Source organism: Halorubrum sp. GN12_10-3_MGM (assembly GCF_005435235.1).
Classification (GTDB): domain Archaea; phylum Halobacteriota; class Halobacteria; order Halobacteriales; family Haloferacaceae; genus Halorubrum; species Halorubrum ezzemoulense.
The window spans coordinates 76,064-102,890 of sequence record NZ_SGUB01000011.1 but is presented as its reverse complement, the minus strand read 5'-3'; the positions used below and the strand labels follow the sequence as shown (position 1 = coordinate 102,890).

Below are 26,827 nucleotides of genomic sequence, written 5' to 3'. Positions count from 1 at the left end.
TGTCGTTCAAAACGGTTGTCGTTCGGCTGCGGGAGCGCGCGCCCGTCGGCGCCCGTGTCGAGGACTCGCTCGCCGTCACCGACCCGGCTCGCTCACGCCTCGGGGTCGGCCGTCGCGGCCGTCATCGACCAGACGGCGACGAGGCCGAGCAGGAGCGCGGGGACAAGCGGCAGCACGAGGTACGTGGAGAAAAAGGGGAGCCCGAACCACCCGGCCGCGTACGGATACGCGTAGATGATCCCGGGGATGACGATAGCGCAGACGAAAAGCGCCGCCGTCAGCGCCCACCCCTCGCGGCCGAAGCCGTCGGCCGCCGGCTCCCGACCGGCCGACTCCGACGGCCCCGTACCGTCGGCGCCGCCGCTCTCGCCCTCCGGGGCGTGGACATAGCCGCCGTCGGTAGTGCCGTCGGCGCCCGCGGCCGCGTCGCGATCGGCCGCGTCGCCGTCGGCCGCGTCGGTCTCAGAGCTCACTGTCGGGTCTAACCACCACTTTGCCAAAGCCCTCACGGTTCTCGATCATCTCGTGTGCGCGCGCAGCCTCGCTCATCGGGAGGACCTCCCGGACGCGGGGCTCGAAGGTCCCGTCCCAGACCAGTTCCAGGACATCGTCGACCTCGCCCGGCGTCGCCATCGTCGAGCCGATGACGGAGAGCTGGTTCCAGAAGATTCGGTTGAGCCCCGCGCCCGGGTTCGGGCCGGTGGTCGCGCCGCAGGTGACGAGCCGGCCGCCCTTCGCCATCGACTTCAGCGAGTTCGGGTAGGTCGCCTCGCCGACGTGGTCGACGACGACGTCGACGCCTCGTTTGCCGGTGAGCGCCGCGATCTCGTCCGCGAAGTCGTTCGCCTCGTAGTCGATGACGTGGTCGGCGCCGCAGTCCTCGGCGTGCGCGAGCTTCTCCTCGGTGGAGGCGGTCGCGAACACCTCACAGCCCGCGTGGTCGGCGATCTGGACCGCGGCGTGGCCGACGCCGCCGGAGGCGCCCAAGACGAGCACCTTCTCGCCCGCCTCGATGTCCGCGCGCGTCTGGAGCATCCGCCACGCGGTCTGGAACACGAGCGACGCGGAGCCGGCGACCTCCCAGTCGACGCCGTCGGGGACCGGGACGAGGTTCTCGGCCGGGACCGACGCCTTCTCGGCGTGGACGCCGCGGACGTGTTCGCCGATGATGTGGAAGGAGACGCACAGCGACTCCTCGCCGTTCCGGCAGAACTCACAGTTGCCGCAGGAGACGCCGGCGCTCACGGCGACGTGGTCCCCAGGCTCGAAGCGCGTCACGCCCTCACCGACGGCCTCCACGACGCCCGCGGCGTCGCTCCCCGGGATGTGCGGCATCTCCACGTCGATGCCGGGCATTCCGCGGCGAGTCCAGACGTCGAGGTGGTTCAACGCCCCCGCCTTGACGTCGACGAGCACCTCGCCGCGGTCGGGGTCGGGCTCGGGGAACTCGCCGTACTCGATCACGTCGCGGTCGCCGTGGTCGGCGAACTGAACGGCCTTCATATTCGGACCCTCCCGCGGGACCCACTAAACAGTACGCCTCACGGAAACGAGCGACGCGACCATCGAACCGGCGCGGCCACCGGACTGACGCGACCATCGAACCGGCGCGGCCCGCGGGACGACGCTCGCAGCCACCGTGCGAGTCGCCCACAGCGACCCGACCGTTTCGTGATGTTTAAGTACCGAAAGCGGGAGCATACGAACGCACGAACTGTAGGGGCGTCGGGCCCCGAGTCCGAGAGGGCGATGATACAACGCGGGTTGCGGTAGCCAAGCCTGGCCCAAGGCGCAGGGTTGCTAACTCTGTGGCGTCACTGCCTCCGGGGTTCGAATCCCCGCCGCAACGCTCGAACGGACGAGTACCGCCGGATCGCGCCGGTAGGGCTCACCACAACCAACACATGAGCACGGAAGAACCACAGGACGACTCGCCGGAGGAGGAGGAAGACCTCCAGTACTTCGTTCGGATCGGGGGCGCGGACCTCGACGGGACGAAGACGGTCGAGCGAAGCCTGTCCGAACTCGACGGCATCGGCACGCGCACGGCGCGGCTGGTCGCCGAGAAGGCCGACGTGGACCGAAACGCCACGTTCGGGCTCCTCGACGAGGAGGATATCGACGCGGTGGTCGACATCGCCGAGAACCTCGAAGACCACGTCCCGTCGTGGATGACGAACCGACAGAACGACTTCTTCACCGGAGAGACGACGCACCTCGTCGGCACGGACGTCAACGAGAAGCGGCGCCACGACATCAACCGGATGAAGATCATCGAATCGTACAAGGGCGTGCGCCACAAGCGCGGGCAGAAGGTCCGCGGCCAGCGCACCAAGTCCACGGGTCGCTCGGAGGGGACCATCGGGGTCAACGTCGAGGAGATCCGCGAGGAGATGGAAGACGACGAGGGCGGTGACGACGAATGAGCACCGGAAAGAACACCAAGGGCTACGAGACGCCGAACCACCCGTATCAGGGCGAGCGCATCGCCGAGGAGTCCGACCTCCTCTCGCGGTACGGTCTGAAGAACAAAGAGGAGTTCTGGCGCGCCCAGTCCGAACTGCGCAACATGCGCCGAGAGGCCCGACGGCTGCTCGGCGAGGCGCAGGGTGACGTCGACGCCGCACAGGACGCCGGCGCGGAGTTCGTTACGCGGCTCCGCCGGATCGGCATCCTCGGCGACAACGACGACATCTCGACGGTCCTGTCGCTCGACGTGACCGACCTGCTGGAGCGTCGCCTCCAGACGGTCGTCTACCGACAGGGCTTCGCCTCCTCAACCCAGCAGGCCCGCCAGTTCATCGTCCACGGCCACATCACCGTCAACGGCGCCCGCGTCACGCGCCCGTCGGTGAAGGTGGACGTCGACGACGAGGGCGCCATCGCCTTCGACGAGACGAGCCCGCTCGCGGACGATCTCCACCCCGAGCGCGCGGAGTCACAGGAGTAACCAACCATGAGTGAATCCGAGGACGGAAAGTGGGGCATCGCCCACGTGTACGCGTCGTTCAACAACACGCTCATCACGGTCACCGACGAGACGGGCGCCGAGACGATCGCCAAGTCGTCCGGCGGCACCGTGGTGAAGCAGAACCGCGACGAGGCGTCGCCGTACGCCGCCATGCAGATGGCGGAGGTCGTCGCCGAGCGCGTCAAGGACGCCGGTCTGGAGGGCGTGCACGTTCGCGTGCGCGGTCCCGGCGGCAACCTCAACAAGTCCACCGGTCCCGGTGCGCAGGCGACGATCCGCGCGCTCTCGCGGGCGGGCGTCGAGATCGGGCGCATCGAGGACGTCACGCCGATCCCGCACGACGGGACGAAGGCGCCGAAGAACAAGCGAGTCTGACATGACCGAAGACGAATTCGACGTCCAGTACGTCGAACGGGACGAACGCAGCGCGCGGGTGCTGATCCGCGGGCTCACGCCGGCGTTCGCCAACGGCATCCGCCGCGCGATGATCGCCGACGTCCCGACGTTCTCGATCGACACCGTCCGGTTCGTCGAGAACTCCTCGGTCATGTTCGACGAGATGATCGGCCTGCGGCTGGGGCTCGTGCCCCTGACGACGCCGCTCGACGACTTCGAACTCGGCGACGAGGTCACCCTCGCGCTCGACGTCGAAGGTCCGGCGACGGCGTACTCCGGCGACATCGAGAGCAGCGACCCGCTCGTCGAGGTCGCCGACGAGAACGTTCCGATCATCGAGCTGAAGGAGGGACAGCGGTTGGAGTTCGAGGCCGACGCGGTCCTCGACACCGGCAAGGAGCACGCCAAACACCAAGGCGGCGTCTCCGTCGGCTACCGCCACCTCCAGCGCGTCTCGGTCGAGGGCGACCGCGGCGAGTTCGACGACGACGAGCCGAACATCCTCCGCGGCGTCATCGAGACGCCGGACGGGGAGATCGAGCTCACGGACGAGTTCGACAACGACCTCTCGGAACGGTTCCCCGGCAAAGAGGTCGCGGTCGAGGACGTGCCGGGCGCGTTCGTCTTCCACATCGAGACGGACGGCTCGTTCGACGTCGAGGAACTGTTGCTCCGCGCGATCGACTCCATCGAGGAGCGCGCGGACGAACTACAGACGAAAGTCGCAGTATAAGGAAATGACGGCCCTTCGAACCACCCCCCTGACCGTCGCCCCCGCCGGCAGCCGCGGCGCCGCTCCGACCGACGGAGCGCCCGCGGCCGACCGCGGGGACGCCGGGACCGAAAGTGGTTTGAAGGGAGCCGGAATACGGTGGAGTGCACGCAGGGATAGCCAAGTCAGGCCAACGGCGCAGCGTTCAGGGCGCTGTCCTGTAGAGGTCCGCAGGTTCAAATCCTGCTCCCTGCACTCCGTTTTCCACGAACTCTCCGTTCAGGAGGGACAGCTATGAGTAGCAAGACGAATCCGAAACTACAGAACCTCATCGCCGATCTGAAGTCGGTCTCGCGTGACTCCGGTGCCAACGTGTGGCAGGACGTCGCCGACCGACTGGAGAAGCCACGGCGCACGCACGCTGAGGTCAACCTGGGCCGTATCGAACGATACGCGCAGGAAGACGAGACGGTCGTCGTCCCCGGCAAGGTGCTGGGCAGCGGTGTGCTCGAAACGAACGTTACCGTCGCCGCCGTCGACTTCTCCGGAACCGCCCGGACGAAGATCGACCAGGCCGGCGAAGCGGTGACGCTGGAACAGTACGTCGAACAGAACCCCGACGGAAGCAACGTGCGGGTGATCCGATGAGTCTCGCGAAGATCGACGCGGACGTCGTCGTCGACGCCCGCGACTGTATCCTCGGTCGCGTCTCCTCGGAGGTCGCCCAGCGCGTCCTCGCCGGGGAGACCGTCGCCGTCGTCAACGCCGAGCGCGCCGTCATCACCGGCAACGAGGAGGCGACGATGGAGACGTACCACAAGCGCGCGGAGCTCGGCTCGGACAGCGGGCCGTACTACCCCAAGCGCCCCGACCGAATCTTCAAGCGCGCCATCCGCGGCATGCTGCCGTACAAGTCGGAGGACGGCCGCGAGGCGTTCTCGAACGTGCGCGTGTACGTCGGGAACCCCTACGAGCGCGACGAGGACGTCGAGAGCGTCGTCCTCGACGGCACCTCGCTCGACCGCCTCTCGAACATCAAATTCACCACGCTCGGGGAGATCTCCGAGTCTCTGGGAGCCAACGTCACATGGTAACGAACACCTCAGGCAAGAAGAAGACGGCCGTCGCCCGCGCCACCGTGCGCGAGGGCGAGGGTCGCGTTCGCATCAACTCCCAGCCAGTCGAGCTGGTCGAACCGGAGCAGGCGCGGCTCAAAATGCTGGAGCCGTTCCGCATCGCGGGCGAGGAGCTCCGCGACGGCGTCGACATCGACATCGACGTCGAGGGCGGCGGCTTCAGCGGGCAGGCGGACGCGACGCGGACCGCCATCGCCCGCGGCCTCGTCCAGCACCTCGGCGACGCCGAGCTGCGCGACGCGTACATGAACTTCGACCGCACCCTGCTGGTCAACGACGTGCGCCAGTCCGAACCCAAGAAGTGGGGCGGACCCGGCGCGCGCGCTCGCTACCAGAAGTCCTACCGCTGAGGTGATCCAGTCATGATGATCCCCGTCCGGTGTTTCACGTGCGGCAACGTCGTGGGTGAACACTGGGAAGAGTTCAAAGAGCGGGCTCGCGAGGGCGACGAAGACCCCGGCGAGGTGCTCGACGACCTCGGGGTCGACCGGCACTGCTGCCGGCGCATGCTGGTGAGCCACCGCGACCTCGTGGACGTCGTCTCGCCGTACCAGTAACCATGTCAGGACAGCGATACAATCGATACGAGAAGGCACGCATCCTCGGCGCGCGAGCGCTACAGGTGTCCTACGGGGCGCCCGTGCTGATCGACACGGACCAGACGGAGCCGATACTCGTCGCCGCGGAGGAGTACGACGCGGGCGCGCTCCCGTTCACCGTGCGGAGGGAATCCAACTAATGACCCGAATTACCAGCGTCTCGTTGCGTCGCGTGCTCGACTCGCGCGGAAACCCGACGGTCGAGGCCGACGTGCTCACCGAGTCCGGCGGCTTCGGCCGTGGGGCGGCGCCTAGCGGGGCCTCGACCGGGGAGTACGAAGCGATCGAACTGCCGGCGAGCGAGTCCATCGCGAAGGCCCGCGAACACGCGGTCCCGCGCCTCGAGGGCGTCTACGCCGGCGACCAGCGCGCGGTCGACAACGCACTCCGCGCCGCCGACGGGACGGACGACTTCTCCGCCATCGGCGCCAACAGCGCGGTCGCCATCTCGATGGCGGCCGCGAAGGCCGCCGCCGACGTGCTCGGCGCACCGCTGTACCAGCACCTCGGCGGGGCGTTCCGCGGCGAGAACTTCCCGATCCCGCTTGGCAACGTCGTCGGCGGCGGAGAGCACGCCAAGGAGGCGACCCACATTCAGGAGTTCCTCGCGGCGCCCGTCGGCGCGCCGAGCGTCTCGGAGGCCGTCTTCGCGAACGCCGCGGTCCACGCGGCGGTCGCGGACGTGTTAGACGAGCGCGGCGTGCCCGCGGCGAAGGGCGACGAGGGCGCCTGGGCGCCCCCCATCTCGGACGCCGACGCGTTCGAGGTCGTCGACGAGGCGGTCGACCGCGTCGAGGAAGACGTGGGCTTCGAGATCCGCTTCGGTCTCGACATGGCCGCGGCCGAACTGTACGACGACGAGGCCGAGGCGTACGTCTACGGCGACGAGACGAAGTCGGCCGACGAGCAGATCGAGTACGTCGCCGGCCTCGTCGACGAGTACGACCTCGCGTACGTCGAGGACCCGCTCGACGAGAACGACTACGAGGCGTTCGCGGACCTGACCGACCGGGTCGGCGACCGGACGCTGATCTGCGGGGACGACCTGTTCGTCACCAACGTCGAGCGGCTCCAGGACGGCATCGACGCCGGCGCGGCCAACAGCATCCTCATCAAGCCGAACCAGATCGGGACGCTGTCGGACGCGTTCGACGCCGTCGAGCTCGCCGCCCGCAACGGGTACGAGACAGTCATCTCTCACCGTTCGGGCGAGACCGAGGACACCACCATCGCACACCTCGCCGTGGCGACCGACGCCGGTTACATCAAGACCGGGACGGTCGGCGGCGAGCGAACCGCCAAGCTGAACGAACTGGTCCGCATCGCGGACGACGCGGTATGACGGGCCCACACCACGCATGAGCGAAGACAACGACGCGGTCGAACTCGACGACGACGCGGAGACCGAGGCGGTCGACGCGGCGGTCGAGGAGGAGGCCGACACGACCGAGGAACCGACCGCCGACGCGGCCGAGACGGCCGCCGACGCCGAGAGCGAGACCGCCGCGGGCGACGACGAAGCGGACGAGGAGGAGGCCTCCCCGTTCGACGACGACGTCATGCCCGACGACGACGTCGACCTGCTGATCCCCGTCGAGGACTACCTCTCCGCGGGTGTCCACATCGGGACCCAGCAGAAGACGAAGGACATGGAGCGGTTCATTCACCGCGTCCGCGACGACGGGCTGTACGTCCTCGACGTGAGCCTGACCGACCAGCGGATCCGCACGGCCGCGGACTTCCTCGCGAACTACAACCCCGAGCAGATCCTCGTCACATCCTCGCGGCAGTACGGTCGGTTCCCGGCCGAGAAATTCGCGGACGCCATCGGCGCCCGCGCCCGCACCGGTCGCTTCATTCCGGGCACGCTGACGAACCCCGACTACGCCGGCTACATCGAGCCGGACGTGGTCGTGGTCACCGACCCCATCGGCGACGCGCAGGCCGTCAAAGAGGCCATCACCGTCGGTATCCCGGTGATCGCGATGTGCGACTCCAACAACCAGCTGTCGAACGTCGACCTCGTCATCCCGACGAACAACAAGGGTCGGCGCGCGCTGTCGGTCGTCTACTGGCTCCTCGCCAACGAGACGCTCGACCGCCGCGGCGCCGACACGGTGTTCGCCCTCGAAGACTTCGAGGACGAGCTCTAAGCCGGCCGCGTTTTTCTTCGACGCTTCCTGTTTCGTCCGTTCACCGCTCGGAGAGCCGTCGGCGAATCGATCCGCGGCGCGACGCGCTCAGACGATATCGGGCGTGAACGGGTACGAATAGACCCGCCCGTCGTTGGCCTTCACCGTTGCCACGAGGACCAAGACTAGGTCGACGACGCCGATAATCGGGAACAGCAGGAGGCCGATGAACACGAAGCTCAGGAGGGCGGCAATCATGAGCGCGGCGAAGACGACGATCTGGAAGTTCAGCGAATTCTTCGCGTTCCGCTCGACGAGTTCGTCGTTGTCGTCCGCGAGGATCAGGAAGAGAATCGGGCCGAGGAACGACGCGAAGAGCGACGAGGCGTGCGACAGCGCCGCTAGCGTCGTGTCCCCGTCGACGGTCCCGTCGCCGGTCTCAGTTGCTGTGGTTGACATAGCGGGATGGCGGTTTCGGAGCAGATTGATAAATTTTCGGAGACCGACCGGGATACACGGAGGCGGCAGTCGACAGCCACGCTCGAGCCGGCGCCCGTCGCCGACTGCGACCGATCGGTCGTCGGTCGGTCCCCCGCTCAGTCGGGCGTCGGCCGGTCCCCCGCTTAGTCGGTCGTCGACGGCTCGCTGTCGGTCGGTTCGTCGACCGCCCCGCCCGTCGTCTCCTCGAGCACGTCGTGGGTCCACCGCGGCTCTATCTCTCGGTTCGCCATCACGATCCGGTCGCCGCCGTCGGTGTCGATCCGCGTCTTCCGGAGTTCGATGGCGGCGACCGTTCCCGTCACGCCCTTCGACTCGACGCGGTAGCCGACGTTGAAGTCCGGGTCCCGCAGGAGGTAGACGCCCGCCACCGTGTCCTCGATCATCTCGGAGAGCGCGTAGGAGACCCCGAGGGCGATGAAGCCGACGGCGGTGCCGAGGCTCGCCGCGATGTCGCCCATGCCGACGACCTTCAGGAACGTGAGCGCGACGCCGAACCAGAGGAACACGGAGACGAGCGTGACGATGAGGTCGCCGACCAGTTCGCGGTCGCCGACGTACAGCCGTTCGATCGACCCGCGGACGACCGAGAGGACGACCCGCACCGTCAGGTACGCCAGCGCGAGGAAGATCAGCCCCGAGAGCAGCCGCGGGACCGCCACGACCAGCCCCTCGACGAAGTTCGAGAGCGAGCGGGAGACGAGCGACGGGATCTGCGTCATGCCGAACCGCACACGGCGGAGAGTGGAAAAGGTGAGGGCGCCGCCGGCTCAGTTCGCGGCCTCGTCGCCGGTCGCCCCGTCCTCGGACAGCGCCGACCGAGCCTCCGCGACGGTCTCGTCCACGCGAGCCCACGCGACGGGCGGCTCGACCGCCTCGAGCTCCGCGTCGAGCGCGTCGAGCCGCTCGCCGAACTCGCCGTCCCGGCCCGGCCGGTCGCCGAGCGCGTCGGCGTGCTCCGCGACCGCGGATTCGAGATCGTCGATCCGCGCGTCCACGTCGTCCGGGAAGGGGGCGCCGTCGCGGTGGGCCCACGCGCGGAGGTCGTCGGCCTCGGCTCGGAGGTCGGCGACGACGAGGTCGAGGACGCGCGTCTGGACGGCGGCGTCGAACCGCCGTCCTGGGTCCGGGTCGTCCGCGTCCCGCAGCGACTCGACGGTCTCGGTGAGGGCCGCAGCGGACTCCTCGGCGGCCTCGACTTCGTCCACGAGCGCGCCGTGGCGTCGGTTGGCCGAGCGGAGCCACGCCTCGAACGCCTCCAGTTCGGTTTCGAGGTCGTGGGCGACGCGGACGATGTCCTGCGCCTCGGTGGTTATCTCGTGGAGGGCAACCGCGGCGCGGTACACCGCCACCGGCTCGGCTAGCCCCGACCGCGCCGCGCCGAGGTCGTCGCCGAGCGCCTCCACCTCCGCACGGAGGTCGTCCAGCCGGTCCCCGAACGCCCGCCGGCGGACAGTGACGACCTCGAGGTCCGGCGCGTCGTCGGCGGCGGCGGTCGCCTCGTCGTGGGTCCGCGTCGCGAGGTCGACCCGCGTCTCCGCTGTCGCGAGTATCTGCGACACGTCGGTGACGCTCGACTCGATCGCCGCGGACGTCACCCTCCCGTCGTCGGTGAAGGGTTCGAGCCAGGTCCGGATCGACTCCGGTTTCTCGCCGGTCCGGTCGGCCACAGACTCGACGAGTTCGTCGAGGGGCGTCTCCGCGGGCGCGCTCTCACTCATACGGCCGGATTCGGCGTAGTACGGTGTATACCTTCCTAAGAGCGGTGTGTTCGGGGACAGAGGCAAACAGAGCGGTACGTGGTGGTATATAGCTGTCAGAACCGTCTCTTGTACTCACCACCGATACTGTGGACTCTTCGCGTGACAAGAGGTGACTATATTAAAAATATAAACCAGTTTAATAGACTTGCCCGTTGCCACGCCTGATGTCAGACCGGAACTGGGTCGACGGCGGCGTGTCGCGGCGGAAAGTTCTCATCACGTCCGGAGCGCTCGGAACCGCCGGGTTGGCGGGCTGTAGCGGAAGCAGCGACGGCGGCGACGGCGGATCCGGCGGCGACGGCGGCGACGGTGGCTCCGGCGGCTCCGGTGGCGACGGCGACGACGGCTCCGGGCAGAGCACGGCGCTGCTCAACGCCGAGGGCTCCTCGACGGTGTACCCAATCTCGAACACGGGGAGCTCATACTGGAACTCCAACGCCCCGCCGAGCGACGGCGAGTACTGGGGCGCGAACGACGAGGGCTCGGTGCCCGGCTGGGACCAGCTCTCCGCCGACGGCGCGGACGACATGCTCATCGCCGACTACTTCGCAGCGAAGTTCGGCTTCGAGCCGACCGATCAGCGCTCTTCGCCGCCGTTCCCGACGACGGTCGGCCTGAGCCACTCCGGGACCGGCTGTGAGGCCGTCACTGACGGCCTCGTCGACATCGGCAACTCCTCCGGGCCGATCACGGCGGAGCTCGACTGGACCGAGGAGAAGGCCCAGAACACAGTCGTCGACAACGTTGTCGGTCGCGATGGCCAGCCGGTCGTCGTCAGCTCCGACGTCTCCGACGCCGGCGTCGCGCAGCTGACCGGCGAGGAGATCCGCGGCATCTACCAGAACGAGATCACCAACTGGAACGAGATCGACGGGGTCGACTACGATCAGGAGATCTACGCTATCGGCCGCGCCGAGGGCTCCGGGACGGACACCTCGTTCCGCCTGAACATGCTCGGCGCCGCCGACGCCTCGATGTCGGGCGTCGACACGCGCTTCGGGCAGAACCAGCAGGTCGCGCAGGCCGTCTCCCAGAACGAGGGCGCCATCGCGTACATGGCGCTCGCGTTCACCAGCGAAACGGTCATCCCGATCTCCATCGAGTTCGACGGCACGCTGTACGAGACCAGCCGCGACGCGGAGAACACCATCTTCGACAGCGAGTACCCGCTCAACCGCGACCTCCACATGTACACGCTCATCGAGGAGAACAACCCCGAAGCCGGCGGCTACGACCGGCGCGAGGCGGCGTTCGTCAATATGTTCCTCAACGAGTTCGGACAGAGCGTCTTCGTCGAGGGGAACAACTACATCCCGCTCCCGACGAGCGACCTCCAGTCGATGAAAGACAAGGTCTCGTCCGTCGCCACGGAGGATCTCATCTCGCCGTAGTCCGACGACCGACGGTCGATCGACCCGAGACGAGCGTCGTCTCGGCCGACTGACCCCCCCGCGACCGCCCGTCTCTCCGCGGCCGCCGGCGCTCACGGTACGGACGAACATGGCTTCTACGACACACAACACGCGAATGCTCTCGATAACAGACAGATGCCAACGGTAACAGACGCGCTCGGCGGGCGACTGACCGACGCGCTCGGCGCGCAGCGCAGACGGGTCAGGGAGTTCGTCGACGAGACCGAACCCCCCGCGCTGGCGATCATCTCCGCGATGACGCTGTCGCTTCTGGCCACCCTCGTCGGGTTCCTCGCCGTCTCCGACCTCACCATCGCTCCCTTCGTCGTCTTCCTCACGGCGGCGGGGATCGGCTGGTTCCGGTACCAGGAGGAGACCGCGTACACGATCGCGCTGATGATGACGGTGTCGACGATCCTCATCCTCGGACTGATCATCGTCTTCATCTTCCGCGAGTCCGTCCCGGTGATCCGATACGAGAGCGCGACGGCGTTCGGGATCACGGTCCCCGGCCTGCGGATGTTCATCCAGCCGAACTGGGACGCCGTCTCGCCGCCCATCCGGTACTCGATGGTGCCGATGATCCACGGGACGGTGATGGTGACGCTGATCGCCTCCGCGGTCGCCGCGCCCCTCGGTGTTTCCGCGGCGCTCTTCCTCTCGGAGATCGCCCCCGCGACCGTCCGCGAGGTCGTCAAGCCCGGCGTCGAGATCCTCGCCGGCATCCCCTCGATCGTCTACGGGTTCATCGGGTTCACCGTGCTGGGCCCGTGGGCCTCCGACCAGTTCCAGACGACGGGGCAGGGGTCGTACCTGTTCGTCGGCATCGTCGTCGGGCTGATGGCGCTCCCGACCGTCGTCTCCGTGGCCGAAGACGCGCTGAGCAGCGTCCCGGAGTCGATGAAGAGCGGCTCGCTGGCGATGGGAACGACCGACTGGCAGACGATGACCTCGATCACGCTGCCGGCCGCGTTCTCCGGCGTCTCCGCGGCGGTCCTGCTCGGTGTCGGCCGCGCCATCGGCGAGACGATGGCCGCCACGGTGATGCTCCGCGGCGTGCCTCGCCTCACGGAGCCACTCGTCAACGTCTTCTACGGGCAGGAGACGCTGACGTCGATCATCGCGCGGAACTACGGCGAGGCCGACGGCCTCCAGATGGACGCCTTGTTCGTCGCGGGCGTGATCTTGTTCGTCACCGTCCTCGTCATCTCCATCGGCGCGCAGTACATCGAATGGAGAATGCACAAGCGGCTCGGGGGTGAGGTCTGATGGCGGACGCGAGCCAGACGGACGCCAGGCTCGTCGAGTCGGAGACCACGGAGACGGACGCCGTCGCGGGCGTTGCCGTCGGGCTCTCGGCGGTCCTGTTCGCGCTCGCCGTCGCCGCGCTGTTCGAGCGCGTCAGCCTCACCGGCTCGCTGTTCGGGATTCGGACCGTGACGCTGCTCGGCGGGCTCCTGACCGCGCTCGGCGTCGCGGTGGTCGCCTTCGGCGCCGGCTCCCGTCTGGGCTACGTCGAGACCGACCCCGACCCGAGCGCCGGGCTCGTCGCCGGCTTCGGCGCCGCCGTTCCGTGGGTCGTCGTCGGCGGGAGCGTCGCGAGCCAGACGCTCGGTCTCGGCACGACGGTCGGCGTCCTCGCCGGGACGGCCGTCGGCGGCGGCGCGTTCGCGCTCACGGTCCTCCCCCGCGAGGACGTGGGGTCGACGCTCCCGCTCGGGAGCCTCCTCGCGCTGACGGGGCTCGTGTTCCTCACCGGCGTCATCGGCCCGACGTGGGTGTGGGAGCTGGACTGGGCCCAGCAGGCGGCCCTCACCGCGGAGTTCCTCATCCCCGCGGCGACGCTGTTCAGCGCGCTGTACGGCGGCTGGGCCTCGGCGAAGGCGTACGGTGGCTTCGGCGCCCGCGGTCGGCACATGGGCGCGTACGTCCTCGTGTACCTGAACGCGCTCTCGATCGTCGCTTTCCTGTTCGTCCTCGTCGCCTTCGTGGTCGTCCAGGGGGTCCCCGGGCTGTTGAACGGCGTCGAGATCGGCCTCGGCACCGGGCCGCAGACGACGGTCCTCGGCGTCTCGGTCACGCTGCCGGTGTCCGTCCCGTTCGTGATGAACGGCGTCGCCCTCTTCAATGACTTCCAGGGCGTGTTGCCCGCGATCGTCGGCACGGTCTGGCTCGTCCTCGGCGCCGTCGTGCTGGCGGTCCCGCTGGGCGTCGGCGCGGCGCTCTTCCTCACCGAGTACGCGGACCGCGGTCGGTTCACCCAGGTCGTCGAGATCGCGACAAACGGGCTGTGGAGCACCCCCAGCATCGTCTTCGGGCTGTTCGGCTTCGCCTTCCTCATCCCGCGGTTCGGCAACGGGAAGTCGCTGCTCTCCGGGATGATCACGCTCGGGTTCATGCTCCTCCCGCTCGTGGTGATCACCTCCCGGGAGGCGATGCTCTCCGTCCCCGACGAGTACCGCGACGCGAGCGCCGCGCTTGGGGTGTCGAAGTGGCAGACGATCCGGAGCGTCGTCCTCCCGGCGGCGCTGCCCGGCGTCGTCACCGGCGTCATCCTCGGCGTCGGTCGGATCGCCGGCGAGACGGCGCCGATCCTGCTGACGATGGCCGGCGGGACGTTCGTTCCCGGCTCGCAGACGGTCGACGTCCTCGGGAGCTTCCAGTTCACGTCCGCGCCGCCGTTCGTCGCCAATCCGGCCCTGCTGGAGGCAACCTCGGCGCTGCCGTACCAGCTGTACGCTCTGATTTCCGCCGGCGTGGGTGCCAGCAGCAACGTCGGCAACGCGGACGAGTTCCGCTGGGCGACGGCGCTGGTGCTGCTCGTCGTCGTCCTCTCATTCTACGCGATCGGCATCGCGACGCGCTACTACTTCCGGCGACGGCTCACACACACCTGAATCCGATGAGCGAGAACACCACCCAACAGACCCAGACCGCATCGACCGACGACCGCTCGCCGACCGACGGCCGCTCGCCCACCACGACGACCGGCGAGACCGTCGAGCAGACCCGCGACGAGTGGACCGACTACGAGTTCCGCGGCGACGCGAAGCTGGCCGTCGAGGACCTCGACGTCCACTACGGCGACGACCACGCGCTGAAGGGCGTCTCGATGGAGATCCCCGAGGAGAGCGTCACCGCCCTGATCGGCCCCTCGGGCTGCGGGAAGTCGACGTACCTCCGGTGTCTCAACCGGATGAACGATCGGGTCAGCTCCGCCCGGATCGACGGCTCGGTGAAGCTCGACGGGCAAGAGATCTACCGGGACGGGGTCAACCTCGTGGAGCTGCGTAAGCGGGTCGGAATGGTGTTCCAGTCGCCGAACCCCTTCCCCAAGACGATCCGCGAGAACATCGCCTACGGGCCAAAGAAGCACGGCGACCTCGACACGGGCCTCCTCGCCCGCCTGCTGAACCGGAGCGACGCCGACGAGCGCGACGCGCTCGTCGAGCGGTGCCTCCGCGACGCGGCGCTATGGGACGAGGTGAGCGACCGGCTCGACGACAACGCGCTCGGGCTCTCGGGCGGCCAGCAACAGCGGCTCTGTATCGCCCGCTGCCTCTCGGTCGACCCGGAGGTCATCCTGATGGACGAGCCGGCGTCCGCCTTGGACCCCATCGCCACGGCGAAGATAGAGGACCTGATCGACGACCTCGCGGAGGAGTACACCGTCGTCATCGTCACGCACAACATGCAGCAGGCGGCCCGGATATCGGACCAGACCGCCGTCTTCCTCACGGGCGGCGAACTCGTCGAGTACGGCGACACCGATCAGGTGTTCGAGGACCCACACAGCGAGCGCGTCGAGGACTACATCACCGGCAAGTTCGGGTGATCCCATGCCCCGAGAACAGTACCAGGACTCGCTCGACGAGCTCCGGGCGGACGTGCTCGCCATGGGGGATCAGGTGATAGGGCAGGTCGAACGGAGCCTCGACGCCGCGGAGCGCCGCGACGAGCCGCTGGCGAAGAAAGTGGTCGACGCCGACGCCGCGGTCAACGAGACGTACCTGCGCTTGGAGGACCGGTGCGTGGACCTGTTCGCGCTCCAGCAGCCGGTCGCGGGCGACCTCCGACTCGTCACCGCCTCGTTCAAGATCATCACCGACCTCGAACGCATCGGCGACCTCGCGGTCAACCTGGCGGACTACCTCCGGACCGCGACGCGGACGCTCTCGCCGGAGGTTCAGCTCGACGCCATCGGCGAGGCGGCGCGCGACCTCCTCGAACGGAGCCTCGCCGCGTACGAGGCCGAGGACGCGGCCGCGTGCCGCGCGGTCGCGGCCGACGACGACGAGGTCGACGCGCTCTGCCAGCGGGCGAGCGAGAGCGTCACCCGCGATCTGATCGCCGGGACCGACGGGGACGGCTGGGAGGCCGAACGGCTGTTGGACGACGTATCGCGGGTGCTGTTGACGATCCGAGACCTCGAACGGATCGCGGATCACGCCGTGAACATCGCGGCGCGGACGCTGTACATGATCGAAAACGACCCGGAGCTGCTCTACTGAGATGGAGTCGAGAAAGGTCCAAACCGTGGGGAACGGGACGTACACGGTCTCGCTCCCGAAGGACTGGGCGGAGTCGCAGGGCGTCGCGTCCGGCGACACCGTGACGCTCCACGACCACATCGACGGCGTGTTGGCGGTCCAGACCGGGAACGGCGGCGACGGCGACCCGCCCGTCGCCCGGATCGAGTCGGCCGACCCGGAGGTAATCGAGCGGGCGCTGCGGGCGGCCTACGCCGCTGGCGCGCGCGAGGTCACGCTCGAACGGGACGAGCCGCTCACCCCCGACCAGCGGCGCGTCGTCGAGCGGGTCGCCCGCAACCGGATCGGGATGTCGGTGGCCGCGGAGTCGGAGACCGCGACGACGGTTCAGATCATGCTGGACTCGACGGAGGTCTCCGTGAGTCAGTCGCTCCGACAGCTGGCGTTCACGGTCCGCTCGATACACGGCGACGCGGTCGAGGCGCTGGCGACGCCGCCCGACTCGTCGCCGATCGGCTCCCGCGACAAACAGGTCGACCGCCTCGCGTCGATGATCGACCGGTCCGTCTCCCGCGGCATGGCCGACCTCGGGGAGGTCGACGCGCTCGGCACGACCCGCCCGGAGCTGTTCGAGTCGTGGACGGCGATGCGGGAGCTGTGCCGCTTCCGCGACGCGGCGGTGGACATCGGGAGCGCCGCGGCGGCCCTCGACGACCCGCCGTCGGCCGCGCGACTGGCGGCGTGTCGCGACTTCGGTCGCACGGTCCGAGAGGTCGTCTCCGACGGGGTGAGCGTCGCCCTCGGCGACGAGGGCGCCGATGTCGCTCGGAGCGCGGTCGGTGAGCTGCGCCGGGCTCGCGACGACATCGACGCGCTCGATCGGGAACTGGACGAGGCGGGCGCGGGGGCGGCGGAGCTCCGCCGCGTCGCGCGCGCGCTGCGGCGAACCGCGGAGTGCGGGGGCGACGTGGCGGAGATCGGGCTGCGTCGCGCGGTCCGCTGCCGCGAAACGATACGCGACCGCGACCCGGGACGGATGAACGAGTAGATGTCGGGTCCCGCCCAGACCCGCCAAGCGCAACGCCTGTAAGCGCGGGGGGAGAGGAGACTCGTATGACCGTTTGCGAAGCGCCGGGGAAGGTGTACCTCTTCGGCGAACACGCCGTCGTCTACGGCGAGCCGGCCGTGCCCGCGGCGATCGAGCGGCGCGCCACGGTGACCGCCGAGCCGCGCGAGGACGACCACGTGCGCGTCGAGGCCGAGGACCTCTCTCTGAACGGGTTCACCGTGGAGTACGCGGGTGGGACGAGCGACCGGCCCGATGTCGACGTGCCGACGCCGCTCGTCGAGGCCGCGATGGGGTACGTCGACGCGGCCGTCGAGCAGGCGCGCGAGGTGGCCGACGCGCCCGACGCCGGCTTCGACATCACCGTCGAGAGCGACATCCCCCTCGGCGCGGGGCTCGGGTCGTCGGCGGCCGTGGTCGTGGCCGGTATCGACGCCGCGACGCGCGCGCTCGGGGAGCCGCTCGACCGCCGAGAGCTGGCCGAGCGGGCGTATCGGGCCGAGTTCGAGGTCCAGGACGGGCAGGCCTCCAGAGCGGACACCTTCTGCTCGACGATGGGCGGCGCGGTGCGGGTCGAGGGCGACGACTGCGAGCCGATCGACGCGCCGAACCTTCCGTTCGTCGTCGGGTTCGACGGCGGCGCGGGCGATACCGGCGAGCTGGTCGCCGGTGTCCGCGAACTGCGGGCGGAACACGAGTTCGCCGCCGACACGGTCGAATCGATCGGCGACCTCGTCCGGACGGGCGAGGAACTGCTCGCGGATGCCGACCCCGAGAGCGACCCCGACCCGGCGCTGCTCGCGGAACTCGGCGAGCTGATGGACTTCAACCACGGACTGTTAGCGGCGCTCGGCGTCTCCGCCCGGTCGCTCGACGCCATGGTGTGGGCCGCGCGGGACGCGGGCGCGCACGGTGCGAAGCTCACCGGTGCGGGCGGCGGCGGCTGTATCGTCGCGCTCGACGAAAGCGACGCGACGGAGACCGCGCTCTCGTTCACGCAGGGCTGCGAGGAATCGTTCCGCGCCGAGCTGGCGACCGAGGGCGTCCGGGTGGTGGAGCCGTGACGGGGGGCGAAGCCGTCAGTAACGACGACGCCGGCGGAGAGTCCGCTCCCCCCGTCGTCCTCAAGCTCGGCGGGAGTCTGATCACGGAGAAGAACGAGCCCGAAACCCTCGACGAGGCGGCGCTCCACGCGGCCTGCGACGCCGTCGCGGACGCCCTCGCGGCGGGTACGGTCGACCGGCTCGTCGTCGTCCACGGCGGCGGGAGCTTCGGCCACTACCACGCCAGCGAGCACGGCGTCTCGACGACAGACGGGACGCGGGACGCCGAGGCGGCGGCCGCGATTCACGGGGCGATGAAGCGGCTGAACGCGCACGTGTTGGAACGACTCCGCGAGCACGGGGTCCCGGCGGTGCCGGTTCACCCGCTGTCGCTCGCGGCGCGGGCCGGCGGCGCGGACGGCGGGCTCGACCTCCCGCTCGGGTCGACGGCGACGCTGCTCGGCGAGGGGTTCGTTCCGGTCCTCCATGGCGACGGCGTGGCGACGGCGGGCGACGGGGTGACGGTCGTCTCGGGTGACGAGCTGGTCGTCGAGCTCGCGTCCGGACTTGGCGCACGCCGCGTTGGGGTCTGCTCGACGGTGCCCGGCGTCCTCGACGGCGACGGCGACGTGATCCCAGCGATCGACGACTTCGGGTCGGTCGCGGACGCCCTCGGCGCGAGCGGCGCCACCGACGTCTCCGGCGGCATGGCCGCGAAGGTGCGGGAGCTGCTCGCGCTGGACGCGCCGGCGTACGTGTTCGGCGCAGAGGGGCTGGTCCCGTTCCTGCGCGGCGAGGGCGCGGGGACCCGGATCGATTGAGCGGGTGACCGCGGGCGCGTCGCAAACGGTGGCGCGCCCCCGTACAGAACCCTTATTCGACCCACGGCCCTCCTCCCCGGCATGAACGAATCGGACGTACGGGAGCGGCTCGCGGAGGTGCGGGACCCCGACCTCGGCGGCGACATCGTCTCGCTCGGGCTGGTGAACGGCGTCGACGTCGACGAGGCGGACGGAACGGTCCACGTGTCGCTCGCGCTCGGCGCCCCTTTCTCGCCGACCGAGTCGGCCATCGCCGACGACGTGCGCGAGGCGCTCGCCGACACCGGGCTCGACGTCGAGCTGTCGGCGTCGATCCCGGACGACCTCTCGACCGAGGAGCAGGTCCTCCCCGGCGTACAGAACGTGATCGCGGTCGCCTCCGGGAAGGGCGGGGTCGGGAAGTCGACGATGGCGGTCAACATCGCGGCCGGGCTCTCCAAACTCGGCGCCCGCGTCGGCCTGTTCGACGCCGACGTGTACGGGCCCAACGTCCCGCGGATGGTGTCCGCGGAACAGCGCCCGGAAACCGACGGCGAGACGATCGTGCCACCGGAGCGGTTCGGCGTGAAGCTGATGAGCATGGACTTCCTCACCGGCGAGGACGACCCCGTCATCTGGCGCGGCCCGATGGTCCACAAGATCATCACCCAACTCGTCGAGGACGTGGAGTGGGGCGAGCTCGACTACCTCGTGATGGACCTCCCGCCGGGCACCGGCGATACACAGCTCACGATCCTCCAGACGCTGCCGCTGACGGGGGCCGTGATCGTCACCACGCCGCAGGACGTGGCGCTCGACGACGCGGTGAAGGGGCTCCGGATGTTCGGTAAACACGACACGAACGTCCTCGGTATCGCGGAGAACATGGCCGGCTTCCGCTGCCCGGACTGCGGCGGCTTCCACGAGATATTCGGCTCCGGCGGCGGGAAGGCGCTCGCCGCGGACCACGACCTGCCCTTCCTCGGCGGCGTCCCGCTCGACCCCGCGGTCCGGACGGGCGGCGACGACGGCGAGCCCGTCGTCTTGGAGGACGGCGAGACCGCAGACGCGTTCAAGGTGCTCGTCGAGAACGTCGCGAACAACGCCGGGGTCGTCCGCCGCCGCGGGGTGAGCGGCGAGCGATGACCGACGCGGACGACGGCGCGGGGGCCGGCGACGAAACCGGGGCGACCGGCGACGACCCGGAGGACCCCCTCGCGGCCGCGGGCGTCGACCCGGTGGTACCGGACGAGGCGTCGGGCGCGGAGATCCCGGCCGACGCGGAGGTGCGGGAGTTCCTCCGCGAGGTGGCGGCGGACGTACGCGCGGAGAGCTCGGAGAGCAAGCAGCTCTCGGCGATCCTCTACCGGGTGTCGGACTTATACGACGAGGAGGAGGAGACGTCGCCGGAGGAGATCTACCTCAACGTCCGGCACATCATGCGTATCAAGGCGGAGGGCGGGCTGCGTCGCTGAGGCCGCCGGAGCGGACGGCAGTCACGTCGCCGGGCGGGGTCAGTCGTCCGCGTCGGCCGCCGGGGCGGAGTCGATCGGGCTATCGTCCAGCGGCGTCGCGTCGTCGACGACGCGCGCGAGCCCGAGGCGCTCGGCCGTCTCCGGCGTCGGGAGCCCCCGTTCGCCCCACCCGCGTGCCGCGTAGTACCGGTCGAGCAGGCGGTCGAACGCGTCGACGTCGACGCCCGGCGTCCCGTCGGCCGCGTCGGTGCGGAGCGGCTCAGGGAGCGCGTCGTCCGCGCGGTCGAATCCCTCTCGGGCGTTGAACAGTCGGGTGAGCGTCCAGATGCGCTCGCCGGTCGTCGCGAGCGCGGCGGGGGAGGGATCCGGTCGGCCAGCGTCCCTCGCGTCCCCGCGTTCCGACTCGTCGCGGTGCGGGCCGCCGCAGTCGTCGACCGCCGGGTGCTCGATCGCCGCGAGCCACTCCGCGCCGAGGTCGGCACAGACCGCCTCGCCGACGAAGTCGTCGACGACGAGGCTCCACAGGACCGAGCGCGCGTTCTGCTCCCCGACCACGTCGCGCACCCGGTCGGCGAGGGAGCGGTCGGGACGTGCCAGCGGCTCGCGCTCCTGCGGTCGCGCGCGCCGGTGACACGCGCCGCGGTCGCTCGTCGCGTACGCGAGCGCGACGCCGACCGCCGCGCGCGGGTCGAAGCCGGGCAGCGCCATCGACTTCACCGTCGGCACGAGCGCGTCGCCGCCGAATCGGGCCACCGCGGCGTCGACCCCGTCGGCGAGGGCGTCCGGGAGGTCCGGGTCCACGTCGAGATCGGCCGGGGGGTCGCGGGCCGCGATCGCCTTCAGCAGGTGCTCTGCGCCAGCGGCGTCACCGAAGTCGACCGGGCAGTCGACGACCCCAGCCCGCCCGGCGCGGATCGCCCAGGCGACCGCGCTGCCCGCGCCGATCACGTCGAGGCCGAGACGGTCGCAGACCCCGCAGAGCTCCGCGACGCGGTCGAAGTCGTCGATCCCGAGCCCGGCGCCGAGCGTGATTGGGGCCGCGCCGCGCGGGATCACTTCGCCGTCGGGCGTGTCGATCCGGAATCCGCCGGGGACGCCCGCCGGTCCGCTCTCGGCGCCCTCTCGGCCGTCACCGTCACGGCCGGCACTGACGGCTTCGCGTCCGGCCGCGCGCTCCGCCGCGGCCTCGACGCCGATGTCGTCGACCCCGTCGAAGCCGGTCTCCGTCCATCCCTCGGCCGCGAGGATCCCGACCTCGTCCGCGTAGTCGACCGTCTCGATCGTCTCGCCGGCCGCCTGCCACTCGCCGGTCGGCCGCCGCCCGTACGTCTCGGCGTCGCGGTCGCGGCGGGCGGCGAGGTCGTCCGGGACCGCCGGCGGGGGGTCGCGGGCGACGACGGCCTTCAGCCGCTTCGCGCCCATCACCGCGCCGGCGCCGCCGCGCCCGGCGTGGTGGTCGCCGCCGTCGCTCGCGATCGTCGCGTACGCCGCCTCGCGCTCGCCGGCCGGGCCGACGCAGGCGACGCCGGCGTCCGGGAACCGCTCGGCGGTCTCGGCGGCGTCGTCGCCCCACGCGTCGGTCGGCTTGACCCGGGCGCGACCCCCCTCGACCTCGATCCGGACCGGTCTGTCGGCGGTCCCGGTCACGAGCAGGCCGATGCAGTCGTCGAGCGACCCCGCGAGCCGGACGGCGAAGTCGCCGCCGGCGTACGAGTCGAGGAACCCGCCGGTGAGCGGCGACTTCGTCACTGCGGCGTACCGGGTCTCTCCCGGTAGGAAGCCCGCGAGCGGCCCGACGAGGAACGCGAGGAGATTCTCCGGCCCCGTCGGGTCCGTTCCCGGCGAGAGTTCCTCGTAGAGGTAGCGCGCTCCGATCCCCTTCCCGCCAACGAAGTCGCGTCGCCAGTCCCGCGGGACCCGTTCGCTGGTAGTCTCGCGCGTCGAGAGGTCCACGCGAATGACTCGGGTGCGGTTTCGGCGCATCCGGTTGCCCTGCGTGGCGGAGTCGTATCAATTTGTCCGCCGCCGCGACGCCGCCGGTCGGCCGCCCGTCCGACCGCCAGAGTGAGGTCCGATGCGACTGAACGCCCCGGCATGGACCTGACGACCGCGCTCGACGCCCGCGACGCGACCGTTTGCGTCGTCGGCGCGGGCGGCAAGAAGTCGACGCTGTTCGCGCTCGCCGACCGGCTCGACCGGCCGGTCGTGACCGCGAGCGTCCGAATACCGATCTTCGACGACCGGGTCGCCGCGGTGCGCGTGACCGCGGACCCGGTGGCCGCGCTCGGCGAGGCGGGACCCGACGAGTGGCCGCTCGGGCTGGTCCCCGAGCGCGACCGGTCGGACCGGTACCTCGGGTACGACACGGAGACCGTCGCCGAGATCGCCGACGCCGCGCCCGGCGCGACGCTCGTGAAGGCGGACGGGGCGCGCCTCCGCGAGTTCAAGGCGCCGGGCGACCGCGAGCCGCAGATCCCGTCGAACGCGGACATCGTCGCCCCGATCGCGAGCGCGCACGTCGTCGGCGAACCGCTCACGGAGGAGCACGTCCACCGCCCCGAGGAGGTCGCCGCGATCACGGGCCGCGAGATCGGCGACGAGATCCGCCCGGCCGACGTCGCGACGGTCCTCGCGAGTCCCGCGGGCGGGCTGAAGGGGGTCCCCGGCGACGCGACCGCGATCCCGGTCGTGAACAAGGTCGACGACGAGGCGGACGCCGCCGCGGCCCGGGCGCTCGCCGAGGAGATCCTCATGCGCGCGAACGTGCCGCGCGTCGTTCTCACGCGCCTGACCGCGGACGATCCGGTCGTCGAAGTCGTGGAGTAGCGGCGGCGGTCTGGCCGTGCTCGGCCCGGTTCCGTCAGACCGGTTCCTCCAGTATCGTCTCATCCCCGTGCTGGACGACGGCGCGCTCCGGGACGGGAGTCTCCGTGAACGCGACGGCGACTGAGTGCGCGTGGGGCTCAGCGATGTCCGAGCAGCGGCCGACGTCCGAGTCGGGGTCGTCCTCGGAGACGATCCGGAGGCGGAGCGTCCCGTCGTCGAGCGCCGCCTCGAACAGCGTGACGCGTTCACAGCGGCGGGGGCCGTCGAGGAGCGATCCCGCCACGACCAGCCGCGGCGTATCTTCGTCGAGGCGCCGGCGAACCTCGGCGACGTCGATTTCCGCCGGGTCATCGCTCCACGGCGGGGTGGGACACCCTGCGAGCGCGGCGGTCGAGACGGCGGCCACGGACGCGAGGAGGGCTCTGCGTCGCATGCCCGGAGCGACGCGGAGGGCCGTGAAGTGTTTCCGTGGTCGGGGGTGGGGTCGAGCGGCTCGGGAGGAGTGGCCGCCGCCACCGCCGCATCCGAAACCACTATCCCCGATCCGGCGAACTTCCGGGTATGGACTGGCCACACGACCCCGACGGCGAGCAGGGGAGCGAGGGCATGCGGCAGTACGGCCACGCCGTGCTCGCGAAGAAGATCAACGAGGATGAGGACTTCCCGCTGACCGCCGCGGAGTACGTCGAGCAGTACGGCGACCACCCGATCCGGATCGACTACGAGACGGTCGTCTCCGTCGAGGAGATATTCGAGAACGTCGAGCAGGAGGAGTTCGCGGACTTCGTCGAGTTCCACCAGGAGCTCGGCCGCGCGATGCGGGAGAACGGATACTGGTTCTACGAGGGCGCCGACCAGTTCGTTGACGGCAGCGCCTGACTGCTCGAACACTCGTTCCGGCGTCGTTCTCTTTCCCGAAGCCTCGGCTGTTCTGCGATACGTCGTCGCCACCGCGAGGAGCACTTCCGAAGCCCCAGCCGCAAGGCGGGCGCACGCTCGCTGTGCGCTTCGGTCGCTCGCGCTGCTCTCCCTCCAGTGCTTGCGCCACCTGCGCCCGCCTCGCGACTGCCCCTTCGAGTCCCGTCCCGCACCGCGACCGCACCTCACACCTCCCCAGCCTCGTCGACCGCCCGGAGCAACGCGGAGGGCAGTCGACTCCAGCGAGGGACCGAAGGTCCCTCTGGCAGCCGGCGCGTAGCGCCGGCGACCTCGCGCGTGCGACTCGCGCCCTTCGGGCGCTCGTCGGCACGCGCCACCGCGGTTCGTTCGTATCGCTTGGCCGGCCCTCGACTCTTTTAAGAACGCGGGGGGCGAGCGAGCCACCATGGACCACGAGCGGATCGCCGTCCTCGCCCACGAGAAGTTCCCCGACCGCGCGAAGACCGCGCTCGGCGTGCTGCGCTACGGCGACCAAGACGTCCGGGCCGTCCTCGACCGCGACCGCGCCGGCGACCGCGTGAGCGATCACGTCGCGGACGTGGGGGACGCGCCGATCGTCGCGTCGTTCGAGGAGGCGCACGCGGCGGTCGACGGCGACCTCGACGCCTTGTACATCGGAATCGCGCCGATCGGCGGCGGCTTCGACGAATCGTGGCGGTCGGACGTCGAGGCCGCGATCGAGGCGGGCTGTGACGTGGTGAGCGGTCTCCACTACTTCCTGAACGAGGACGAGGAGCTGGCCGCGCTCGCGGACGACCACGGTGTCGACCTCGTCGACGTGCGCGAGCCGGACGACGACCTCACGGTCGCGACGGGCGCGTCCGGCGACGTGGACGCCGACGTGCTGCTCACTGTCGGGACCGACTGCTCGGTCGGGAAGATGACCGCCTCGCTGGAGATCGTCGCGGCCGCCCGCGAGCGCGGCATCGACGCCGCGTTCGTCCCGACCGGCCAGACCGGGATCATGATCGCCGGCTGGGGGAACCCGATCGACCGCGTCGTCTCCGACTTCGCCGCCGGCGCGGTCGAGGACATGCTCGCCGAGGTCGGCGACGACCACGACCTCCTCGTCGTTGAGGGGCAGGGGAGCATCGTCCACCCCGCCTACTCGGCGGTCACCTGCGGCATCCTCCACGGGTCGATGGCCGACGGGCTCGTCCTCTGTCACGCCGCGGGCCGCGAGGTCGTCCACGGTTACGAGGAGTTCGCCCTCCCGCCGCTCGCCGACTACGTCGACCTCTACCAGGACTTGGCGGCGCCCGTCCACGAGGCGGGCGTCGTCGCGGGGGCGGTGAACACGAAGGACATCGACGAGGACGAGGCGGCCGCCGAGGCGGTCGCCGCGTTCGCCGACGAGACCGGGGTTCCCGCGATCGACCCGGTACGCCACGGCGCGGACGCCGTCGTCGACGCCGCCCTTGACGCCGGACTGGGCGCGGTCGACGCCGCGGACGCCGACTCGGAGGTCGACGGGGAGGAAGCGGCCGAATGAGCCTCGACACCGAGTTCGAGCGGGTGTCGCTGCCGCTCGAGAACGCGTTCACCATCTCGCGGGGGACGCAGACGGCGGCCGAGAACGTGGTCGTCCGCGTGACGGACGACGCGGGGATGACCGGGGTCGGCGGCGCGGCGCCGTCGACCCACTACGGCGAGACGGCCGACACGGTCGCGGCGGTCATGCCGGACCTCCTCGACGTCGTCGAGCGCGTCGGCGACCCCCACGCAGTCCGCGAGATCGAGACCGAGCTGCGGGCGGTCGTGAACGGGAACCCCGCCGCCCGCTGTGCCGTCTCGATCGCCGTCCACGACCTCGCCGCGAAGCGGCTCGGCGTCCCCCTCCACCGCCTGTGGGGGCTCGACCCGAGCGACGCGCCGAAGACGTCGTTCACCGTCGGACTCGACGAGACCGACCGCGTCCGCGAGAAGGCCGCCGACGCCGTCGCGGCGGGCCACGACGTGTTGAAGCTCAAGCTCGGGACCGACCGCGACCGCGAGCTGGTCGACGCCGTCCGCGAGGCGGCGCCCGACGCGCGGCTCCGGGTCGACGCGAACGAGGCGTGGACGCCGAAGGAGGCGGTCGCGAAGAGCGCGTGGCTCGCCGACCGCGACGTGGAGTTCGTCGAGCAGCCCGTCTCGGCCGACGACCCCGAGGGGCTCCGGTACGTCTACGAGCGGTCGGAACTCCCGATCGCCGCCGACGAGTCCTGCGTGACCGCGGCGGACGTGCCCGCGATCGCCGACCGCTGCGACATCGCGAACCTGAAGCTGATGAAGGCCGGGAGCCTGTCCGAGGCCCGGCGGGTGATCGCCGCCGCGCGAGCGCACGGGCTGGAGGTGATGTGCGGCTGTATGATCGAGTCGAACGCCTCCATCGCGGCCGCCGCGCAGCTCGCGCCCCTCCTCGATTACGCCGATATCGACGGGTCGCTGCTGCTCGACGACGACCCGTACGAGGGTATCGATCTCCCGGACGGTGAGATCCGGCTCGCCGATCAGGACCGCGCGGGGACCGGCGCGCGCCCGGCGTCGGAGTGAACCGAGTCTGAGGCGGGGACGAAAGGAACGGGGA

At 70.3% G+C, this 26,827-nt stretch carries 32 protein-coding genes and 2 tRNA genes; 27 read left to right on the top strand and 7 right to left on the bottom strand.

The annotated features are described in order from the left end of the window. Positions 1 to 92: 92 nt before the first annotated feature. Together EXE47_RS10245 and EXE47_RS10240 are read right to left on the bottom strand one after the other, a co-directional pair. A complete protein-coding gene (locus EXE47_RS10245) occupies positions 93 to 473 on the bottom strand; it encodes a hypothetical protein (protein ID WP_089308635.1) in 381 nt (126 codons plus the stop codon). Continuing rightward, positions 463 to 1,503, bottom strand: a complete 1,041-nt coding sequence (locus EXE47_RS10240; RefSeq protein WP_086215735.1) for a zinc-binding dehydrogenase — start codon at positions 1,501 to 1,503, stop codon at positions 463 to 465. The genes EXE47_RS10245 and EXE47_RS10240 overlap by 11 nt, the downstream gene beginning before the upstream one ends. A 260-nt stretch (positions 1,504 to 1,763) precedes the next feature. Here EXE47_RS10240 and EXE47_RS10235 point away from each other — a divergent pair. From EXE47_RS10235 to rpsB, 13 genes are all read left to right on the top strand, one after another. Then, positions 1,764 to 1,849 (top strand) — tRNA-Ser (locus tag EXE47_RS10235). A 55-nt stretch (positions 1,850 to 1,904) separates the two neighbouring features. Further along, positions 1,905 to 2,426 carry a 30S ribosomal protein S13 gene (locus tag EXE47_RS10230; protein ID WP_049930734.1) on the top strand — a complete coding sequence of 174 codons (522 nt, stop codon included), beginning with the start codon at positions 1,905 to 1,907 and terminating at the stop codon, positions 2,424 to 2,426. Next, positions 2,423 to 2,950 (top strand): 30S ribosomal protein S4, encoded by a 528-nt coding sequence (locus EXE47_RS10225; RefSeq protein ID WP_006112313.1) that lies wholly within the window; start codon positions 2,423 to 2,425, stop codon positions 2,948 to 2,950. Before EXE47_RS10230 ends, EXE47_RS10225 begins: the two co-directional genes overlap by 4 nt. A 6-nt stretch (positions 2,951 to 2,956) precedes the next feature. Then, positions 2,957 to 3,346, top strand: coding sequence for a 30S ribosomal protein S11 (locus tag EXE47_RS10220; RefSeq protein WP_004046448.1), 390 nt, complete (start codon positions 2,957 to 2,959; stop codon positions 3,344 to 3,346). Position 3,347: 1 nt separating this feature from the next. After that, positions 3,348 to 4,100 (top strand): DNA-directed RNA polymerase subunit D, encoded by a 753-nt coding sequence (locus EXE47_RS10215; RefSeq protein ID WP_089308634.1) that lies wholly within the window; start codon positions 3,348 to 3,350, stop codon positions 4,098 to 4,100. Between the two features lie 149 nt (positions 4,101 to 4,249). After that, a tRNA-Leu gene (locus EXE47_RS10210) sits at positions 4,250 to 4,334 on the top strand. A 39-nt stretch (positions 4,335 to 4,373) separates the two neighbouring features. Further along, complete coding sequence (locus EXE47_RS10205) at positions 4,374 to 4,727, top strand: 50S ribosomal protein L18e (RefSeq protein ID WP_089308633.1); 354 nt, start codon at positions 4,374 to 4,376, stop codon at positions 4,725 to 4,727. Then, positions 4,724 to 5,173, top strand: coding sequence for a 50S ribosomal protein L13 (locus EXE47_RS10200; RefSeq protein WP_008367868.1), 450 nt, complete (start codon positions 4,724 to 4,726; stop codon positions 5,171 to 5,173). The genes EXE47_RS10205 and EXE47_RS10200 overlap by 4 nt, the downstream gene beginning before the upstream one ends. Next, a complete protein-coding gene (locus tag EXE47_RS10195; RefSeq protein ID WP_004595258.1) occupies positions 5,167 to 5,565 on the top strand; it encodes a 30S ribosomal protein S9 in 399 nt (132 codons plus the stop codon). Before EXE47_RS10200 ends, EXE47_RS10195 begins: the two co-directional genes overlap by 7 nt. Before the next feature lie 12 nt (positions 5,566 to 5,577). Further along, positions 5,578 to 5,772: a DNA-directed RNA polymerase subunit N gene (locus tag EXE47_RS10190; RefSeq protein WP_006628058.1), complete on the top strand. Its 195-nt coding sequence runs from the start codon at positions 5,578 to 5,580 to the stop codon at positions 5,770 to 5,772. Positions 5,773 to 5,774: 2 nt separating this feature from the next. Beyond that, entirely contained in the window at positions 5,775 to 5,954 is a 180-nt protein-coding gene (locus tag EXE47_RS10185) for a DNA-directed RNA polymerase subunit K (protein WP_049930742.1), read from the top strand. After that, complete coding sequence (gene eno / locus EXE47_RS10180) at positions 5,954 to 7,156, top strand: phosphopyruvate hydratase (protein WP_089308632.1); 1,203 nt, start codon at positions 5,954 to 5,956, stop codon at positions 7,154 to 7,156. Before EXE47_RS10185 ends, eno begins: the two co-directional genes overlap by 1 nt. Positions 7,157 to 7,172: 16 nt before the next feature. After that, positions 7,173 to 7,967 (top strand): 30S ribosomal protein S2, encoded by a 795-nt coding sequence (rpsB, locus tag EXE47_RS10175; RefSeq protein WP_049930745.1) that lies wholly within the window; start codon positions 7,173 to 7,175, stop codon positions 7,965 to 7,967. A gap of 87 nt (positions 7,968 to 8,054) precedes the next feature. Here the strand turns inward: rpsB and EXE47_RS10170 are convergent, their stop codons facing one another. The 3 genes from EXE47_RS10170 to EXE47_RS10160 form a co-directional block, all read right to left on the bottom strand. Next, entirely contained in the window at positions 8,055 to 8,405 is a 351-nt protein-coding gene (locus tag EXE47_RS10170; protein WP_089308631.1) for a DUF4870 domain-containing protein, read from the bottom strand. A 164-nt stretch (positions 8,406 to 8,569) separates the two neighbouring features. Then, positions 8,570 to 9,166 carry a mechanosensitive ion channel domain-containing protein gene (locus tag EXE47_RS10165; protein WP_089308630.1) on the bottom strand — a complete coding sequence of 199 codons (597 nt, stop codon included), beginning with the start codon at positions 9,164 to 9,166 and terminating at the stop codon, positions 8,570 to 8,572. A 48-nt stretch (positions 9,167 to 9,214) separates the two neighbouring features. After that, a complete protein-coding gene (locus EXE47_RS10160; RefSeq protein ID WP_089308629.1) occupies positions 9,215 to 10,165 on the bottom strand; it encodes a halo transducer protein in 951 nt (316 codons plus the stop codon). 206 nt (positions 10,166 to 10,371) lie between these two features. Between EXE47_RS10160 and EXE47_RS10155 the strand changes: the two genes are divergently transcribed. From EXE47_RS10155 to EXE47_RS10110, 10 genes are all read left to right on the top strand, one after another. After that, positions 10,372 to 11,598 carry a PstS family phosphate ABC transporter substrate-binding protein gene (locus EXE47_RS10155; protein WP_086215726.1) on the top strand — a complete coding sequence of 409 codons (1,227 nt, stop codon included), beginning with the start codon at positions 10,372 to 10,374 and terminating at the stop codon, positions 11,596 to 11,598. A 156-nt stretch (positions 11,599 to 11,754) separates the two neighbouring features. Further along, positions 11,755 to 12,888: a phosphate ABC transporter permease subunit PstC gene (gene pstC / locus EXE47_RS10150; RefSeq protein WP_086215725.1), complete on the top strand. Its 1,134-nt coding sequence runs from the start codon at positions 11,755 to 11,757 to the stop codon at positions 12,886 to 12,888. Then, positions 12,888 to 14,516: a phosphate ABC transporter permease PstA gene (pstA, locus tag EXE47_RS10145; RefSeq protein WP_089308628.1), complete on the top strand. Its 1,629-nt coding sequence runs from the start codon at positions 12,888 to 12,890 to the stop codon at positions 14,514 to 14,516. Before pstC ends, pstA begins: the two co-directional genes overlap by 1 nt. 5 nt (positions 14,517 to 14,521) lie before the next feature. Continuing rightward, positions 14,522 to 15,454 (top strand): phosphate ABC transporter ATP-binding protein PstB, encoded by a 933-nt coding sequence (gene pstB / locus EXE47_RS10140; RefSeq protein ID WP_089308627.1) that lies wholly within the window; start codon positions 14,522 to 14,524, stop codon positions 15,452 to 15,454. Between the two features lie 4 nt (positions 15,455 to 15,458). Continuing rightward, positions 15,459 to 16,130: a phosphate signaling complex protein PhoU gene (gene phoU, locus EXE47_RS10135; RefSeq protein ID WP_089308626.1), complete on the top strand. Its 672-nt coding sequence runs from the start codon at positions 15,459 to 15,461 to the stop codon at positions 16,128 to 16,130. A gap of 1 nt (position 16,131) precedes the next feature. Beyond that, positions 16,132 to 17,157: an AbrB/MazE/SpoVT family DNA-binding domain-containing protein gene (locus EXE47_RS10130; RefSeq protein WP_089308625.1), complete on the top strand. Its 1,026-nt coding sequence runs from the start codon at positions 16,132 to 16,134 to the stop codon at positions 17,155 to 17,157. Between the two features lie 65 nt (positions 17,158 to 17,222). Further along, positions 17,223 to 18,239, top strand: a complete 1,017-nt coding sequence (mvk, locus tag EXE47_RS10125) for a mevalonate kinase (RefSeq protein ID WP_089308624.1) — start codon at positions 17,223 to 17,225, stop codon at positions 18,237 to 18,239. Continuing rightward, positions 18,236 to 19,039: an isopentenyl phosphate kinase gene (locus tag EXE47_RS10120; RefSeq protein ID WP_089308623.1), complete on the top strand. Its 804-nt coding sequence runs from the start codon at positions 18,236 to 18,238 to the stop codon at positions 19,037 to 19,039. Before mvk ends, EXE47_RS10120 begins: the two co-directional genes overlap by 4 nt. An 81-nt stretch (positions 19,040 to 19,120) precedes the next feature. Next, complete coding sequence (locus EXE47_RS10115; RefSeq protein WP_089308622.1) at positions 19,121 to 20,164, top strand: Mrp/NBP35 family ATP-binding protein; 1,044 nt, start codon at positions 19,121 to 19,123, stop codon at positions 20,162 to 20,164. Continuing rightward, positions 20,161 to 20,493, top strand: a complete 333-nt coding sequence (locus tag EXE47_RS10110; protein ID WP_049930761.1) for a hypothetical protein — start codon at positions 20,161 to 20,163, stop codon at positions 20,491 to 20,493. The genes EXE47_RS10115 and EXE47_RS10110 overlap by 4 nt, the downstream gene beginning before the upstream one ends. Before the next feature lie 39 nt (positions 20,494 to 20,532). On the opposite strand, the gene EXE47_RS10105 is transcribed toward EXE47_RS10110, so the two are convergent. Then, positions 20,533 to 22,476 (bottom strand): aldehyde ferredoxin oxidoreductase family protein, encoded by a 1,944-nt coding sequence (locus EXE47_RS10105; RefSeq protein ID WP_089308621.1) that lies wholly within the window; start codon positions 22,474 to 22,476, stop codon positions 20,533 to 20,535. Between the two features lie 111 nt (positions 22,477 to 22,587). Here EXE47_RS10105 and yqeC point away from each other — a divergent pair, with 111 nt between their 5' ends. Then, positions 22,588 to 23,319: a selenium cofactor biosynthesis protein YqeC gene (yqeC, locus tag EXE47_RS10100; RefSeq protein ID WP_089308620.1), complete on the top strand. Its 732-nt coding sequence runs from the start codon at positions 22,588 to 22,590 to the stop codon at positions 23,317 to 23,319. 34 nt (positions 23,320 to 23,353) lie between these two features. On the opposite strand, the gene EXE47_RS10095 is transcribed toward yqeC, so the two are convergent. Beyond that, entirely contained in the window at positions 23,354 to 23,752 is a 399-nt protein-coding gene (locus tag EXE47_RS10095) for a hypothetical protein (protein ID WP_089308619.1), read from the bottom strand. A gap of 128 nt (positions 23,753 to 23,880) precedes the next feature. Between EXE47_RS10095 and EXE47_RS10090 the strand changes: the two genes are divergently transcribed. From EXE47_RS10090 to EXE47_RS10080, 3 genes are all read left to right on the top strand, one after another. Then, the gene (locus tag EXE47_RS10090) at positions 23,881 to 24,198 is read left to right on the top strand and encodes a DUF5785 family protein (RefSeq protein WP_089308618.1); all 318 of its coding nucleotides are present in this window, start codon (positions 23,881 to 23,883) and stop codon (positions 24,196 to 24,198) included. 445 nt (positions 24,199 to 24,643) lie between these two features. Beyond that, positions 24,644 to 25,750, top strand: coding sequence for a DUF1611 domain-containing protein (locus EXE47_RS10085; protein WP_137708255.1), 1,107 nt, complete (start codon positions 24,644 to 24,646; stop codon positions 25,748 to 25,750). Further along, positions 25,747 to 26,793 (top strand): dipeptide epimerase, encoded by a 1,047-nt coding sequence (locus tag EXE47_RS10080; RefSeq protein ID WP_089308616.1) that lies wholly within the window; start codon positions 25,747 to 25,749, stop codon positions 26,791 to 26,793. Before EXE47_RS10085 ends, EXE47_RS10080 begins: the two co-directional genes overlap by 4 nt. Positions 26,794 to 26,827: the final 34 nt, after the last annotated feature.